This is a genomic window from Bacillus sp. lyk4-R2A-2 (assembly GCF_030209735.1).
GTDB lineage: Bacteria > Bacillota > Bacilli > Bacillales > Bacillaceae > Bacillus > Bacillus pumilus.
Window position 1 is genome coordinate 510,863 of record NZ_JARVRK010000005.1, and the last position, 15,727, is coordinate 526,589.

Annotated in this window: 20 protein-coding genes, 1 pseudogene and 1 riboswitch; of the genes and pseudogenes, 17 read left to right on the top strand and 4 right to left on the bottom strand. The window is 41.1% G+C overall.

From position 1 onward, the window contains the following. Nucleotides 1-84: 84 nt before the first annotated feature. Nucleotides 85-1,410 (top strand): diaminopimelate decarboxylase, encoded by a 1,326-nt coding sequence (gene lysA / locus QRN39_RS09525; protein ID WP_284907258.1) that lies wholly within the window; start codon nt 85-87, stop codon nt 1,408-1,410. A gap of 38 nt (nt 1,411-1,448) precedes the next feature. On the opposite strand, the gene QRN39_RS09530 is transcribed toward lysA, so the two are convergent. Continuing rightward, complete coding sequence (locus QRN39_RS09530; protein ID WP_003215933.1) at nt 1,449-2,333, bottom strand: DUF1002 domain-containing protein; 885 nt, start codon at nt 2,331-2,333, stop codon at nt 1,449-1,451. A 321-nt stretch (nt 2,334-2,654) separates the two neighbouring features. Here QRN39_RS09530 and QRN39_RS09535 point away from each other — a divergent pair, with 321 nt between their 5' ends. After that, nucleotides 2,655-3,092: a peptidylprolyl isomerase gene (locus QRN39_RS09535; protein WP_284907074.1), complete on the top strand. Its 438-nt coding sequence runs from the start codon at nt 2,655-2,657 to the stop codon at nt 3,090-3,092. 36 nt (nt 3,093-3,128) lie between these two features. Here the strand turns inward: QRN39_RS09535 and QRN39_RS09540 are convergent, their stop codons facing one another. Then, on the bottom strand, nt 3,129-4,385 hold the full coding sequence (locus QRN39_RS09540) for an MFS transporter (RefSeq protein ID WP_284907076.1): 1,257 nt from the start codon (nt 4,383-4,385) through the stop codon (nt 3,129-3,131). Nucleotides 4,386-4,635: 250 nt separating this feature from the next. Between QRN39_RS09540 and QRN39_RS09545 the strand changes: the two genes are divergently transcribed. The 7 genes and pseudogenes from QRN39_RS09545 (at nt 4,636) to QRN39_RS09575 (ending at nt 8,980) form a co-directional block, all read left to right on the top strand. Next, nucleotides 4,636-5,217 (top strand): TetR/AcrR family transcriptional regulator, encoded by a 582-nt coding sequence (locus QRN39_RS09545; RefSeq protein WP_284907078.1) that lies wholly within the window; start codon nt 4,636-4,638, stop codon nt 5,215-5,217. A 211-nt stretch (nt 5,218-5,428) separates the two neighbouring features. Beyond that, complete coding sequence (locus tag QRN39_RS09550; protein ID WP_003215556.1) at nt 5,429-5,662, top strand: DUF2164 domain-containing protein; 234 nt, start codon at nt 5,429-5,431, stop codon at nt 5,660-5,662. Nucleotides 5,663-5,886: 224 nt separating this feature from the next. Further along, entirely contained in the window at nt 5,887-6,231 is a 345-nt protein-coding gene (locus QRN39_RS09555; RefSeq protein ID WP_003215701.1) for a hypothetical protein, read from the top strand. A gap of 105 nt (nt 6,232-6,336) precedes the next feature. Next, nucleotides 6,337-6,478: riboswitch (FMN riboswitch) on the top strand. Between the two features lie 254 nt (nt 6,479-6,732). Beyond that, complete coding sequence (ribE, locus tag QRN39_RS09560) at nt 6,733-7,383, top strand: riboflavin synthase (protein WP_137055024.1); 651 nt, start codon at nt 6,733-6,735, stop codon at nt 7,381-7,383. An 11-nt stretch (nt 7,384-7,394) separates the two neighbouring features. Further along, a pseudogene (gene ribB, locus QRN39_RS09565) lies at nt 7,395-8,000 on the top strand (3,4-dihydroxy-2-butanone-4-phosphate synthase); the annotation flags it as partial. Between the two features lie 48 nt (nt 8,001-8,048). Next, nucleotides 8,049-8,513, top strand: a complete 465-nt coding sequence (gene ribH / locus QRN39_RS09570) for a 6,7-dimethyl-8-ribityllumazine synthase (protein ID WP_012010433.1) — start codon at nt 8,049-8,051, stop codon at nt 8,511-8,513. A 113-nt stretch (nt 8,514-8,626) separates the two neighbouring features. Beyond that, entirely contained in the window at nt 8,627-8,980 is a 354-nt protein-coding gene (locus QRN39_RS09575) for a GNAT family N-acetyltransferase (protein WP_106028745.1), read from the top strand. A gap of 24 nt (nt 8,981-9,004) precedes the next feature. On the opposite strand, the gene QRN39_RS09580 is transcribed toward QRN39_RS09575, so the two are convergent. Together QRN39_RS09580 and QRN39_RS09585 are read right to left on the bottom strand one after the other, a co-directional pair. Next, nucleotides 9,005-9,529, bottom strand: a complete 525-nt coding sequence (locus tag QRN39_RS09580; protein ID WP_212045943.1) for a DUF309 domain-containing protein — start codon at nt 9,527-9,529, stop codon at nt 9,005-9,007. A gap of 87 nt (nt 9,530-9,616) precedes the next feature. Continuing rightward, nucleotides 9,617-9,709, bottom strand: coding sequence for a YjcZ family sporulation protein (locus QRN39_RS09585; protein WP_012010430.1), 93 nt, complete (start codon nt 9,707-9,709; stop codon nt 9,617-9,619). A gap of 208 nt (nt 9,710-9,917) precedes the next feature. Here QRN39_RS09585 and QRN39_RS09590 point away from each other — a divergent pair, with 208 nt between their 5' ends. The 8 genes from QRN39_RS09590 (at nt 9,918) to resA (ending at nt 15,726) form a co-directional block, all read left to right on the top strand. After that, nucleotides 9,918-10,676, top strand: a complete 759-nt coding sequence (locus QRN39_RS09590) for a segregation/condensation protein A (protein WP_050943826.1) — start codon at nt 9,918-9,920, stop codon at nt 10,674-10,676. Beyond that, a complete protein-coding gene (gene scpB, locus QRN39_RS09595) occupies nt 10,666-11,259 on the top strand; it encodes an SMC-Scp complex subunit ScpB (RefSeq protein WP_034661126.1) in 594 nt (197 codons plus the stop codon). Before QRN39_RS09590 ends, scpB begins: the two co-directional genes overlap by 11 nt. Before the next feature lie 113 nt (nt 11,260-11,372). Further along, on the top strand, nt 11,373-11,852 hold the full coding sequence (locus QRN39_RS09600) for a YpuI family protein (protein WP_003215803.1): 480 nt from the start codon (nt 11,373-11,375) through the stop codon (nt 11,850-11,852). A gap of 113 nt (nt 11,853-11,965) precedes the next feature. After that, nucleotides 11,966-13,117 (top strand): D-alanyl-D-alanine carboxypeptidase family protein, encoded by a 1,152-nt coding sequence (locus QRN39_RS09605; RefSeq protein ID WP_106028747.1) that lies wholly within the window; start codon nt 11,966-11,968, stop codon nt 13,115-13,117. After that, on the top strand, nt 13,105-13,692 hold the full coding sequence (locus QRN39_RS09610) for a nucleoside recognition domain-containing protein (RefSeq protein ID WP_003215919.1): 588 nt from the start codon (nt 13,105-13,107) through the stop codon (nt 13,690-13,692). Before QRN39_RS09605 ends, QRN39_RS09610 begins: the two co-directional genes overlap by 13 nt. 4 nt (nt 13,693-13,696) lie before the next feature. Continuing rightward, complete coding sequence (locus QRN39_RS09615; RefSeq protein WP_003216139.1) at nt 13,697-14,233, top strand: spore maturation protein; 537 nt, start codon at nt 13,697-13,699, stop codon at nt 14,231-14,233. A gap of 137 nt (nt 14,234-14,370) precedes the next feature. Continuing rightward, entirely contained in the window at nt 14,371-15,105 is a 735-nt protein-coding gene (gene rluB / locus QRN39_RS09620; RefSeq protein ID WP_034620508.1) for a 23S rRNA pseudouridine(2605) synthase RluB, read from the top strand. Between the two features lie 90 nt (nt 15,106-15,195). Continuing rightward, nucleotides 15,196-15,726, top strand: a complete 531-nt coding sequence (gene resA / locus QRN39_RS09625; RefSeq protein ID WP_284907089.1) for a thiol-disulfide oxidoreductase ResA — start codon at nt 15,196-15,198, stop codon at nt 15,724-15,726. Nucleotide 15,727 lies beyond the last annotated feature (1 nt).

Here is a 15,727-nt window from a genome sequence, read left to right on the forward strand (position 1 = left end):
TGTATTTTTAACTTTGAGAAACGGCAAAAAGGCAGCTCACGCAGCTGTCTTTTTTCAGCCGAGGCGGAGAAAGAGGGAATGACATTGTATTTACACGGCACTTGCAGACAAAATGAACTCGGTCATTTAGAAATTGGTGGTGTTGATGCCGTTTCTTTAGCTGAAACGTATGGGACACCACTTTATGTATATGATGTGGCTTTAATACGGGAGCGTGCAAAAAGCTTTCAAAAAGCATTTATAGAAGAAGAGTTAAAAGCGCAGGTAGCATATGCGAGTAAAGCATTTTCCTCCATCGCGATGTTTCAGCTTGCCAAGGAAGAAGGATTATCTCTTGATGTCGTATCAGGCGGGGAGCTTCACACAGCCATTTGCGCTGGGTTTCCGGTAGAAAAAATTCATTTCCATGGCAACAATAAAAGTAGAGATGAATTAAAAATGGCGTTAGAGCACGAGATCGGCTGTATCGTTGTAGATAATTTCTACGAAATGAAGCTCATTGAAGTGCTTGGTCAAGAGCTGTCAAAACAGGTGAAAGTGCTGCTCCGTATCACACCAGGTGTCGAAGCGCATACGCATGATTACATTACAACAGGCCAAGAGGATTCCAAATTTGGCTTTGACCTTCACAATGGACAAGCGGATGAAGCGGTGAAACAAGTGCTTGGATCAGAAGTGATCGAACTTTTAGGCGTTCATTGCCATATCGGATCACAAATATTTGATACAGCTGGTTTTGTCCTTGCAGCAGACAAGATCTTTTTGAAGCTGGCTGAATGGAGAGAATCATTTGGTTTTATTTCGACCGTGTTAAACTTAGGCGGCGGCTTTGGCATCCGTTATACAGAAGAAGATGAACCACTTCCTGCGACAGAATACGTCGAGAAAATTATCCAAGCTGTAAAAGAGAACGTGACACGCTATGAGTTTGATATGCCGGAGATTTGGATTGAGCCAGGCCGCTCTCTTGTTGGAGATGCTGGGACAACGCTTTATACGATCGGCTCATCAAAACACGTACCTGGCATTCGCGATTATGTTGCGGTAGATGGGGGAATGAGTGACAACATTCGTCCAGCATTATATCAAGCGAAATATGAAGCAGCAAGTGCCAACAAAATGAGCCAATCGCACAATCAAACAGTTTCTATTGCAGGGAAATGCTGTGAAAGCGGAGATATGCTTATTTGGGATATCGATCTGCCAGAGTTATCACAAGGAGATTTATTAGCTGTCTTTTGTACCGGAGCTTACGGCTACAGTATGTCAAATAACTATAACCGCATCCCGCGCCCGGCTGTTGTATTTGTAGAAGACGGGGAAGCGCAGCTTGTGGTTGAACGTGAAACATATGCGGACATTGTCAAACTTGATTTACCTTATCAATCAAAAGTGAAATCATCTACGTAAAAAAGCTGCCTGTACATCAGGCAGCTTTTTATAATGACTTATTTTCCTCCAGTAAATACAGAGACGATCGCGTTCCAAATGGAGACAAAGAAATCCCAAATCTTTTGAAGTAGGTTTTTCCCTTCATCTGATTCTATAAATTTCGTAATCTTGTCTTTTGCTTTATCGATTTGAGATCCTACCTGGTTCCAATCGATATTGATGTTCTTCATTTTATCGAATAGAGAAATAAGCTGATCCTTTTGATCTTGCGTTAGATTTAAGTTTAAATCAGAAGCAGCCTGATCCACTTTTTCTTCTACTTCTTTTGTTGTTTTAGGGACACCATTTTTCGCAATGTCATCCTTGATTTTTGCAATAAGGGCAGAAGCATTGTCTTTCCCGATGGAGTCACCCAATTTAGACGTTGTCACAAGCTCTTCGTTTGCTACCTGCTTCACATCTTCTGGAATGGCTTTGTCGCTAGACACTTCATAGGCTTTTAATAAACCTGTCAGTGCGGCTGTCCCAGAAACTTCAAACGGTGCAGTCACAACAACCTTAGCATCCTTGACACCGGCTGTCATTAAAGCATTTAAATACATCTCATCTGTAATGGTCTTGATGTTATGTGTATCCACAGTCAGACCAGTACCTGATTTTTCAATGGTGATAGATGAAGATGATAATGCTCTCGTCCCGATAGAAGAACGGGGGATATACTTTCCTAAATATTCATGCTCTTCTTTATTGGTTACTTCAATTTTTGTCGCATTTTCAGGTGGATTCAACTCGTCAAGCACCTTTTGGCGATCAGCCGGAGTTAAGTCTTGCCCAAGTGTGACGATGACATCGCCGACAGCTGCATCCGCTAAGCTGACTTTTGGCGCACCAATGAGGAAAAGGAGCGCTGCCATCATACTAAGCATTGATTTTTTAAACATGTTGACCTCCTTCAAGTCGAAAGGGTTCCTCTTTCAAGAGAAACTCATCTTTTGAGTACACGTAAAGAAATGTACTCCATCATATAGACGTAACAAATCGATTCGACGTTTCAATTTTCTTTTTAAGATGTTTTCCTTTTCCAATAAATAAAGCCCTGTTGCTCATTCTGTCATCAATTTAATAGGAAAAAAGGATCAAGCTCTTCTATTGTATCAATCCTAAGAAAAGAGGTAAATCACAATCAAAGAGCTGGGGATGTTTAACATGACCGAAAATGTGCTATAATGAGCGTTGTTTAACCTGAAAGGAGAATGTGAAAAATGGAAAAAAAAGGATACATACAACTAACGAATGGTAAGAAACTTGAGTTTGAACTATACCCAGAGGCTGCTCCAGGTACAGTAGCAAACTTTGAAAAATTAGCGAATGAAGGCTTCTACGATGGATTGAAATTCCACCGCGTCATCCCAGGCTTCGTAAGCCAAGGTGGCGATCCAAACGGTAATGGAACAGGCGGTCCTGGTTACACAATTAAATGTGAAACAGAAGGGAATCCACATCAACACGAAAGAGGTTCATTATCAATGGCGCATGCTGGTAAAGACACGGGCGGCAGCCAATTCTTTATCGTCCATGACCCGCAGCCGCACTTAAACGGTGTTCACACTGTTTTTGGCAAAGTAACATCTGGTATCGAGGCTGTTCTAGATATGGAACAAGGCCAAGGAATGGAAAAAGTCGAAGTTTTCGATGCTTAATCCAAAACACCGCTTAAACGCGGTGTTTTTTTATTATCAATCTGATTTTACGGTTATTTGTTCCGTGAGGCGGTAGGTGATGAACCAATAAAAAAGGGCAATAGCGCTAACAGAGGCGCCAAATAAACATACTCCGCTCCAGCCATTGTTTGCGTATATGCTAGTGGAAGCAATGGAACCAGTCGCACTGCCGATGGAGTAAAAAATCATATAAGCAGCAGTGAGCCGGCTTCTCGCCTCAGGCAGCACTGTGAAAATCATACTTTGGTTGGTCACATGTACGGCCTGCACAGATAGGTCAAGAATAATAATACCGATGATTAATAAAATGAGTGAATATTCAGTGAAAAAGATAAAAAACCATGAAACGAATAATAGGACAAGGGCTATACAAGTTGTTAATTGTCCTAAGCCTCGATCAGCAAGGCTTCCAGCCCGAGTAGCGCCTAATGCTCCGGCAACTCCAGCAAGACCAAATGCACCGATCGCCGTATGTGAAAGATTGTGTGGCGAGCTGCTGAGAGGCAGCACGAGCGAAGTCCACAACGTACCAAACACGATAAAGATCAGAAAACCCAGTATGCCTCGGATGCGCAGAATTTGTTCTTGTCTGAACAATGTAAACATTGAAGCAAGCAGCTTCATATAGGATATTGACGCTCTCTCGCTATCAGCCCGCGGGAGATACCGGTATAACACGGAGGTTATGATGAGCATCATAACGGCAGACACGAGATAGACTGACCTCCAGCCGGCGAGATCGGTTAGTACACCAGCAAACGTTCGTGCGAGAAGAATACCAATCACAATGCCACTTTGAACCAAGCCCACGATACGGCCTCGTTCTTCAGGAGCAGCCCATGTCGCTGCGAACGCTACGAGTACCTGAGTGACCACAGCAAGCATGCCGACGGAAGCCAGCCCTATAAACAGGACGGTGGCAGTAGGGGCGATGCCGACTAGAATCAGAGATAACACGGATACTAGCATCTGAGCCATGATGAGCCGCCTTTGATTGAACAGGTCACCAAGTGGTACGATCAGTAGCAGTCCTAGTGCATAACAAAGCTGAGTAATCGTAATGACAATGCCAATGGATGAATAGGTGATGCCAAACTCGGATGCGAGGGAGTCTAATAACGGTTGTGCAAAGTATATGTTTGCAACTGCCATCCCGCAGGCTGACGCAAAAAGCAGAGCCATATAGCGAGTCATCGCTTGCTTCGGTTTGTTTTGTAAATGAGCCGTTTCCAAATCAAGATGTTCTATGGAAATGATTTTTTCTTTCACCATGCATGTCGTCGTCTCCTTTTGTACTAAAAAGTATAATATACTGATCGGTATATTATAATTCCTGTTAAGGATAACCAACAAAACATTTTAAAGTCAATACTTTCATCTTGAAAGAGGAAGGAAATTTGACAATCATACGTCGATAAAATAAAATTATAATGTACCGACTGGTAATCAAATAGACAATAATATCAAAAAATAGATACCTGACTTTGTGAAGAAATTTTAATGTTGAAATGAGGAATTGCTGATGGTTCGACAACGGGAATTTGACAAGGAAAAAGCGTTGGATGAGGCAATGGTGCTTTTTTGGGAAAAGGGGTATAGGGCCACTACATTAAGCGATTTGACTGAAAAAATGGGAATACAGCGGCCAAGTTTATACTCAGCGTTTGGAGATAAAGAGGAATTATTTGAGGCCGCATTACGCAAATACACAAAGCAGCATGCTGCCCATATTCGAACAAAACTTCAAAACAATCTTTCTGTCAAGGAAGCATTTCATACATTATTTGCAGATTTAGTAGAAGAGGAATATAGAGATGGTCCGAGTAAAGGGTGTTTTTGCATCAATACAATAGTGGAACTTGCGCCACACGAAGAGAAATTTGAAATTCTGACAAGAGAGCATCAGATGTATCTTTCCGTCATTTTCGAAGAAAGAATTGTTCAAGGTATTCGCTCGAGTGAGCTCAAAAGTAGCCTGAATGCGAAAGCTTTAGCACAAACACTGGTCGTTTCTTTCATAGGACTGACCGTCCTCATGAAATCTCGTCCAGAACGTTCATTTGTAGATCATTCTGTAGCGACGATACTTTCCATATTAAAATAATGACAACATGCTATGGTATCCTCCTTCAATAAGAGTGATAGCGTATTTTGAACTAAATATCAAAATACGCTTTTTCTTTTAGGACACAGTGGTGGACAAAATTCGATTTTGTGATATGATAAGAGAACAAACATTCGTATTTGTGGGTGTCGCCACATTGTCAGTACAAATCTAAAAAGCGTGGTCATGCTGAAAGAAAGCAGGAGATAATTTGAAACCATTAACAAAAGAAGAAAAAAATCAAATGATGATTGCCATTCAGCGTTACTTTGCCGAAGAACGAGAAGAAGAAATTGGTGAATTAGCAGCCATCAATATACTAGAATTTATCACAAAAAACCTTGGAAGCTACTATTATAATCAAGGGGTTCGTGACAGCCGGAACATCGCTGTTCAGAGATCGCAATTGTTAGAGGAAGATTTATTTGCACTCGAAAAAAGATGATCATCAATAATGTGCGCCTTGCTAACTGATAAAGAGGAAAGAGACCCCCTTAATAAAGAACGCATATTCGTATCATATGTAATGATGAAAAGGTGGAACCAAAGGTCCATCTCAATCGTTATATAAGTAACCATTAATGGAAAACAGCTTTTTTGGTTTTATTTCATCAAAAGAAGGAATAAAACATACAAATAGGCGAAGTGCAGATGATGGAGGTTCTAAATATGGGGAAAATTAAATTAAAAATGGCCATCTTATTTGTTTTACTGCTTTGTTTAGGCGCAGGTTATTTATACATGAATGGCATGAAAATTGAAGATGTGCCAACAGCCATTGGTGAAAGCTTAACAAATAATGATAAAGATTATACCATCTATGAATATACCATTACGAAAATTGACGGAGATGAATATTACGGTCAAGCAAAAAACGGCACAAAAATCATTTTTAGTGGAAAGAAGTTCGAAGATGATGTGGCCGACTTGAAGAAAGGTGATCGTATTAAAGCCTACTTTAGTAATGAAAAGAGAATAGATGGTCTTATAAAAGTAGTAAAAGTCGTTAATTAACAAGTCTCCTTTCCTATAAGGAGGCTTTTTTTGTGAGAAATCTTGATTGTTGCATTTGACAACAAGGATCGCTATAATAGCCCCTAAGGACAGCTAAATATCGATTGTATCCTTCGGGGCAGGGTGAAAATCCCGACCGACGGTAATAAAGCAAATGCTTTACAGCCCGTGACCCGTTAATTTATTAACGGTTGATTCAGTGAAAAGCTGAAGCCGACAGTGAAAGTCTGGATGGGAGAAGGATAAAGAAAGCTATGAACGAAAAATATTTGTCGATCATAGTTTTATTTCTGATGCAAAAAAGCCAAAGCCCCGGAATTTTTTCCGGGGCTTTCTGTATGTTCATGTAGTGAATAGACCGGCATGCAGTGTTTATTAGGTGATCCCTCATCTACCTTGTATGGACCATAAAAAGCGACGAAGGTGCTCAATCGATCACATGTCCCTAACATCGCTTTTTTAAAAAGTGAGAAATACAAATGAAAAGAAAGGGAGGATCACATGTTTACGGGGATAATTGAAGAAGTAGGTGCAGTTCAGTCATTAAGCAAAAAGTCAGCAGATGCCATAGAAATTGTCATTCAGTGCAGCCGTGTGCTAGAAGATGTTCACCTCGGAGACAGTATTGCGATCAATGGTGTATGTCTTACAGTCACAAGCTTTACAAAAGCACAGTTCGCAGCAGATGTGATGCCAGAAACGGTCAAAGCGACATCACTGGATCAACTGACATCAGGCAGTCCAGTGAATTTAGAGCGGGCCATGTCCTCGAATGGACGATTCGGAGGTCATTTTGTCTCAGGCCATGTTGACGGGACGGCAGTCATTACCCGAATAGAAAAGAAAAGTAATGCCATTTACTATGATTTAGAGATGGACAAGACCCTCACAGATATGCTCACGCAAAAGGGTTCGATCGCAATAGATGGTGTCAGCTTAACCATTTTCGATTTGCAAGATTCACACGTCACAGTCTCTATTATTCCTCATACGCTTGAAGGAACTATTTTCCCGACTAAATCTATGGGAGAGATCGTGAATATAGAGTGTGACATGATCGGTAAATACATCTATCGCTTTTTAACAAAAGAACAAGGTGAAAAGCAGCCATCCCGATTGACCCCATCATTTTTAAAAGAGCACGGATTCTAGGAGGCGATTGTATGTATCATTTAGTAGAAGAAGCAGTAAACGCTCTGAAAGAAGGAGAAATCATTATCGTAGTGGATGATGAAGACAGAGAAAACGAAGGAGATTTTGTGGCACTTGCTGAGCATGCCACGCCTGAAGTGATTAACTTTATGGCTTTACATGGAAGAGGTCTCATTTGTACACCGGTCCATGCGTCGATTGCCAAACACCTGAACCTGCATCCAATGGTAGAACAAAATACAGATGCACACCATACAGCTTTTACAGTGAGCATCGATCATGTGACAACGACGACTGGTATTAGTGCTTTTGAGCGCTCTACGACCATGCTTGCCATGTTAAATAAAGACGCAACTCCAGAAGAATTTGCCCGCCCAGGTCATGTATTTCCGCTCATTGCAAAAGAAGGCGGCGTACTAGAAAGACCAGGTCATACAGAGGCGGCGGTAGAACTTGCGAAACTGGCAGGTTCAGAGCCAGCGGGTGTCATTTGTGAAATCATGAATGTAGATGGCTCAATGGCGCGTGTTCCAGAACTAAAAGAAATCCAAAAACAGCACGGTTTAAAGATGCTGACAATAGAAGCATTGCAAACCTATTTAAATAATAAAGAAACAGCAGCTATCGAAACAAAATAAAAAATCACAAAAAAGGATGATCAACATATGAATACAATACAAGGGCATGTAGTAGCAGAAGGATTAAAATTTGCAATTGTCGTCGCGAGATTTAATGATTTTATTACAAGTAAACTGCTTGACGGAGCAGAAGATACATTGCTCAGACACGGAGCAAACGGTGACGATATTGATGTCGTGTGGGTACCGGGTGCTTTTGAAATTCCGTACATGGCAAAAAAACTAGCTGAAACAGAGAAATATGATGCTGTCATTACACTTGGAACTGTAATCAGGGGCGCAACAACTCACTACGATTATGTTTGTAATGAAGCCGCTAAAGGAATTGCTCAAAGTGCCATGTCAACAGGGGTACCGATTATCTTTGGTGTACTAACAACAGAATCCATTGAACAAGCTATCGAAAGAGCCGGTACAAAAGCTGGAAATAAAGGCAGCGAATCGGCTGCAGCTGCCATTGAAATGGCGAATCTCAACCGTACCTTTCGTTAATTTAGTGAAAAAGAGTTTAAAAACGGTATAAAAATGTTTATAATGTGTGATGAGCAAATGATTCGTGAGACATTTGCTGGACATAAGGATAATTTGAATATTGAGGGGTATATATGTTAATTCGTTATAAGAGGTCTTTTGAAAAAATTGCCATGGGGCTACTCTCCTTCATGCCGGGTGAGAAAGACGTCAAACAGCTTCAGCAGACGATGAAGTCATATGAAATGGATGAAAATCGGCAGCTGTTCCTTTGGAAAGATGGCGAGGATATCGTAGGTGCTATTGGTGTGTTGAAAACAGACGACCAAGTACAAATCGAGCATATTAGTGTGAATCCATCCCATCGAGATCAAGGAATCGGCAAGGAAATGGTTTTAGCCGTGGAAGAGGTATTCAAAACCAAAACACTCATTCCAAATGAATTAACGCAAGGCTTCTTTCATAGGTGTCACAGCGAAACAAATTAAATATCACACATGTAAAAGCAGAGGCTACAGTCCTCTGCTTTTTTTACGTTCGATTTGCTTTTTTCGTTCAAGCAATACATCTGTCCGGTCACGCAGTCTATGTTTTTCGATCAAAAATGTGTGGGATAAGTTGCTCTCCTGGCCAAAGATCAGTCCGTCTTTTTGAGCCATTTCTTGGCATAGAGACAGGAGCGCTTCATCTTTAATCGGGAGCATCACACTTTCGTAGGGCATGTCTTCAGCCATTTTCTTCTTCAGCGTTCTCAGAAGTTTGAGAAACGCCTCATCATCCAGACCGAGGTTCGATAATACGGGCCGGTTTGCTTCCAGCAAGTGGAGGCTATTTGAAATGAGCCGTTTTGCACCTTTTCCATTTCCCCGTCTTTGATGATACAAAGCAACGGCAAGCTGAATGAAGCCAACCCAATATTCTTTGCGCTGCTCAGGCGGGTCTTCCTTCCAATATTCCTCAAGAATTTCATGACACTCAAAATAATCTCTTGTCGTATGAAATTCATGTAAAAAAGCCACGTACGCTTCAGGATACACAGTGGTCATCTCCTTTTCCACTCTCAGTCTAACATATTGAAAAGAAAAGAAGAAAGAGCGCCCTTCGTGAAAGGACGCTCTGTTTCTTTAATAAACCCAAGCCGCGCCAACGATGATCAGCAAGATGAAAAGCACGACAATAAGCGCGAAACCTCCGCCAAAGTTATAGCCATCTCCCATAATGATACGGCCTCCTTTTTCATCAGTTCTGTTTACAATGGTATTCTATGTATAAATGCCCTAAGTGGTATGGGCGAAACCACTGTTTTTCTTATTTTGCCTAGGACATCATGGTCGAAATTATATTGGACGAGAGCTTTATCCTGTCTTATACTAAAGGTTAGCCGGTGAAACGGTACTTAGAAGACAGTAGAAATGGTGAGAAAAAATGCTGGAATATCAGGTGAAAATAGATTCGTTTGAAGGTCCATTGGACTTACTTTTACATTTAATCAACCGGTTGGAAATTGATATTTATGATATTCCCGTTGCTAAAATTACGGAGCAGTATTTATTATATGTCCATACCATGAGGGAGCTTGAACTTGATGTGGCAAGTGAATATTTGGTGATGGCTGCAACCCTCCTGAGTATTAAAAGCAGAATGCTCCTTCCGAAACAAGAGGAAGAGCTATTTGATGAAGACCTGCTTGAAGAGGAAGAGGACCCTCGAGAAGAGCTGATTGGCAAACTGATTGAATACCGAAAGTATAAAGATGCAGCACAAGAACTAAAGGAACGCGAGGAAGAAAGGCAAAATGCCTTTACAAAACCTCCGAGTGATTTAAGCGAATTTGCAAAAGAATCGGAAGCGAAGGACACAAACCTGCATGTCACGGTGTATGATATGTTAGGTGCGTTCCAAAAGGTATTGAACCGAAAGAAAATAACGAAACCAGCACCATCTAGGATTACAAGACAAGAAATCCCGATTGAAGACAAAATGAATGAGATTATGAACCATTTAAGAAAAACGAAAAAGCGGACCAATTTCATGACTCTATTTCAACATGATCAAAAGGAGCACCTTGTCGTGACGTTTCTTGCTGTTCTTGAATTGATGAAAGGTCATCAAATCATGTTAGAGCAGGAAGGAAACTTTGAAGACATTTATATTATAGGGAGTGAAACGATTCATGACGCTTGATATCGTGAATTGGAAAGCCATCATAGAAGCGCTGCTTTATGCAGCAGGTGACGAAGGCTTAACAAAAAAACAGCTCATGTCTGTTCTTGAAGTAGAAGAGGCAGCGTTACTCGATATGATGTCTGCCGTAAAGGAAGAGTATCAAAAACAAGAACGAGGAATTGAGCTCATTGAATATGCAGATTCATATATGCTGCTGACGAAAAAGGAATACAGCATTTATTTGAAAAAATTAGTCGAGACCCCATCCAAAGGTTTGTCTCAGGCAGCGCTTGAAGTACTCGCAATCGTTTCTTATAAACAGCCGATCACACGCAGTGAGGTAGAAGAAATCAGAGGAGTCAAATCAGAGCGGGTGCTTCATAGTTTAGTAGCCAAAGCGCTGCTCTGTGAAGTTGGACGTGCCGATGGCCCTGGGCGAGCAATTCTTTATGGGACAACACCTACCTTTTTAGAGCAGTTTGGCTTAAAGGCATTGGATGAATTACCGCCACTTCCAGAGAATGTGGAAGCAGATGGTGTACAAGAAGAAGCTGATCTATTTTTTGAAAACTTCAATCAAACATTTGAAGAGATAAAATAGTTCAAAAGAATGAAAAATGTATGATAAAATATAAAAAAGATTTTAGGTCTAACATCTATTGATGTCAGATAAAATGGTCATAAAGCCATGAGGGGAAGGTAAACACAAAACAAATGGCACATATGAATGTAAAGGCTCAAGTTGATCAAGCAGGCGTCTTTTTATCAAAGGTTGCAACTGAAATGAATGGTTTTCTGAACGAAGCTACCTTATCAAGTATGAAACGATTAAACCCTGAAGCGGAAGCCTATTATTGTGACATATTGAATACATTACGGAAGCTTGCAGTGTACAGCGAGGATGCAGCGGCAGTTTGCAGGAAAATCAGCCAGCAGCAGACATTCCCGCAGCAAGCCGCGCAGCAGACGCTTCACCGTATTTATCATCAATGTATTGAAGAGTTTTTCACGCCGAAAAAGGATACATGGTATGAAGACAGCCGTTCCGCATATACAGGAAAGAGCAGCATTGTTTTCCACCATGAAGTATCCGCTGAGATCAAACGATTATTTTCTTCATTAGAAAAAGATTTTTTAGCGATGAGAGAAGAGCTAGAATATACGACATCTCATCAGCAAATGAAAATGGTATAAGCAAGAGGAAGGAGCGTCTCTACATATAGAGACGCTTTTTTTTATGGACGAGGCATCATAACTTTTTCAGCCGCGCATACACTTGTACAAAACGGACAAGGACGTGAATGAACATGCCCTATTTAAAAATTGGAACAGCAGTCCTTCTTCTATTTACACTCTTACTGCCCTTTTCCTCACATGCCAAAGCAGATATGTCATTATCGGTGAGTGCAAGAAGCGCCATTTTAATAGATGGACAGTCAGGCAGAGTCCTATTTGGAAAGGACGAGCATGAAAAAAGAAGAATCGCCAGTATTACGAAAATTATGACGGCAGTATTAGCCATTGAATCAGGAAAAATGAAAGACACCGTCAAAGTATCAAAGCGCGCGATTCAAGCAGAGGGCTCATCGATTTATTTAAAAGAAGGGCAAAAGGTGAGCCTAGAAGACTTGACATACGGGCTTATGCTGCGTTCTGGAAATGATGCAGCTGTTGCCATTGCAGAGCATGTGGGCGGCAGCTTAGAAGGATTTATTTTTATGATGAATCAAAAAGCATCTGAACTAGGAATGGAGAATACGAATTTTCAAAATCCGCATGGACTCGATGATCATAAACATCATTATTCATCAGCCTATGACATGGCTATCTTAACAAAATACGCCATGGAGCATAAACAATATCAAAAAATTGCAGGCACGACTTTCTATAAAGCAAAAACGATGGAAGGCTATTGGAAAAATAAAAACAAGCTGGTCACCGGATTATACAAATATTCAACTGGTGGGAAAACGGGATATACGAAGCTTGCAAAACGCACACTTGTCTCTACAGCTGCCAAAGGGGATGCGGCACTGATCGCTGTGACCATTAATGCGCCAGATGATTGGAAGGATCATATCTCTATGTTTGAATATGCATTTGATCATTATAAAACGTACGTACTTGCTGAAAAAGGAAGACTCGCTTCATTAAAAGGAACCTTTTACGAAAAAAAAGCATTTATCAAACGTGATGTGGACTATTTTTTAAATGAAGATGAGAAAAAGCTAGTAGAAATTGAAACGGAAATGCTTACTCCTCAAAAGAAGTGGAAAAAAAACGCCGAGGCCATCCCTGATGTTGTAGGGAAAATGACGTTTTTATTAGATGGACAGGTGATCGAGCAAGTACCGATTTTTTATGAAAATAAACGAAATCGAATGCCTCAAAAAAGCTTCCAAGAAATGTTTAAGTCTGTCTTTCAGACATCTATAGGCGGATCTTCATGGTCAATCTAATTTGGGTATTCCTCACTGTCATCGGTCTTGTGTACGCGATGTTCAACGGAACGATGGAGGAAGTAAACGAAGCTGTATTTAAGGGATCAAAGGAAGCAGTGACCATTTCAATTGGTCTGATTAGTGTCCTCGTTTTTTGGCTCGGGCTGATGAAGATTGCAGAAGAGGCAGGCTTGTTACATTTCTTTAGTAAATTGTGCCGTCCCTTTATTTCAAAGCTATTTCCGGATATTCCGCCTAACCATCCTGCGATGGGATATATTTTGTCCAATCTGATGGCGAATTTCTTTGGTCTCGGGAATGCCGCTACACCGCTTGGGATTAAGGCAATGGAGCAGATGAAAGCATTAAACGGCGGGAAAAATGAAGCAAGCCGGTCCATGATTACATTTTTAGCGGTCAACACATCCTCTATCACACTCGTGCCAACAACCGTCATTGCAATTAGAATGACCTATGGTGCAGATCAGCCAACAGACATTGTAGGGCCAACCATTTTGGCGACACTCATTTCAGGCATTGGTGCCATTCTCATTGATCGCTATTTCCACTATCGCAGAAGCAGGCGGGGGTGATCTCGTGTCATTTATTAACTGGCTGTCACTTGCTTTGATCCCACTGATCATCGCAGGAATTTTAATTGCGGGAACCATTAAAAAGGTACCGACCTATGAAACATTTGTCGAGGGCGGGAAAGAAGGTATTCAAATTGCCTTTTCAATCATTCCTTATTTAGTCGGCATGCTCGTGGCCATTACGATATTCCGCGCGTCTGGTGCGCTTGATTTTGTCATGGGACTGTTAAAACCCGTGTTTACAGCGATCGGCTTCCCGGCAGAAGTAGTGCCGCTTGCGTTTATTCGTCCAATATCTGGCACAGCTGCACTCGGGATGACATCAGACCTCATTGCGACATATGGACCAGATTCTTTTATCGGACAGCTCGCAGCTGTCATGCAAGGGTCAACTGATACCACTCTCTACATTTTAACGGTCTATTTTGGGGCAGTCGGTATAAAAAAAATGGGAGATGCGCTGAAAGTAGGTCTGTTAGCGGACCTCATTGGCATCATTGCATCTGTCATCATCGTCAGTTTGTTATTTAGCGGCGCCTAATGAGGCGCTTTTTTGTCTTTCAATGGATGGAAAATTGCTTTTTAGCTGAAATTAAACAGACGAATCGCTTATTTTTCCACGAATGCTTGTTTGTTTTAAGTCAAGCAAGTAAGATAGTACATGAGGTGAAAGACAAAATGGAACGTTTACAGAAAGTAATTGCACATGCCGGCGTCGCTTCTAGACGAAAGGCAGAAGAATTAATTAAAGAAGGACGAGTTACCGTTAATGGTCAAACAGTGACAGAGCTCGGAGTAAAAGTGGGCTCTTCAGATAAAATTGAAGTCAACGGATTAAAGCTTGAAAGAGAAGAACCGGTTTACTTTATGCTTTATAAACCGCGCGGCGTCATTTCAGCTGCCGAGGATGATAAAGGACGTAAGGTTGTCACAGATTTCTTTGATGACGTCCCGCAGCGCCTTTATCCAATCGGCCGCTTAGATTATGATACGAGCGGTTTGATTTTAATTACAAATGACGGGGAATTTGCCCATAAGCTCATGCATCCGAAATACGAAATTGATAAAACATATGCAGCGAAGCTAAAAGGCATCCCATCAAAGGAATTGCTTAGAAAGCTAGAAAAAGGGATTATGTTAGATCATAAAAAGACTGCACGTGCTCGTGCCAAGATGCTTTCTATCGATAAACGAAAGCAGACATCTATCGTTCAATTAACCATTCATGAAGGCAGAAATAGACAAGTGCGCCGCATGTTTGAAGCGATCGGTCATGATGTGTTAAAGCTAAAAAGAGAGCAATATGCGTTCCTTCATATTGAAGGCATGAGACCAGGAGACCGCAGAGAATTAACACCGCATGAAGTAAAGCGCCTGAGAGCAATTGCAGATCACGGGAAAAGCGCTTTTTAATTTTCACATAAACTTCAAAAAATGAAGAAGCATCAAAAGAAGGAGAATGCTATAATTTACCTGAATGTCTATGGGGAAGGGGTACTTCAAATGAAAAAAAGACGGTTTTTCATACGGACGGGCATTCTCCTCGTGATGCTTGCTGCACTATGTTATACCATGTATAACTCAGTATTTGCCAAACAGGATCGGGTCAAAGAAGGATCTATTGCGCCAAACTTTGTCCTTCAATCTGTGGATGGGGAACGGATTGAATTAAAGGACTTAAAAGGCAAAGGTGTCTTTCTTAATTTTTGGGGGACCTGGTGTGGTCCATGTAAACAAGAATTCCCTTACATGGCAAATCAATATGAAGTGTTCAAGGATCGCGGTGTGGAAATTGTTGCAGTCAATGTTGCAGAATCCAATATTGCCGTGAAAAATTTTATGGGATCTTATGGCGTGAATTTTCCTGTTGCCATGGACAAGGATCGTCAAGTAACAGAGGCATATGATATAGGACAACTACCAACCACGCTTCTAGTTAATCCTGAAGGCAAGGTAATCAAAGTCATAAAGGGAACCATGACAGAACGTAATGTCTATGATTATATGAATTTGATTAAACCAAAGGGGTCATAGA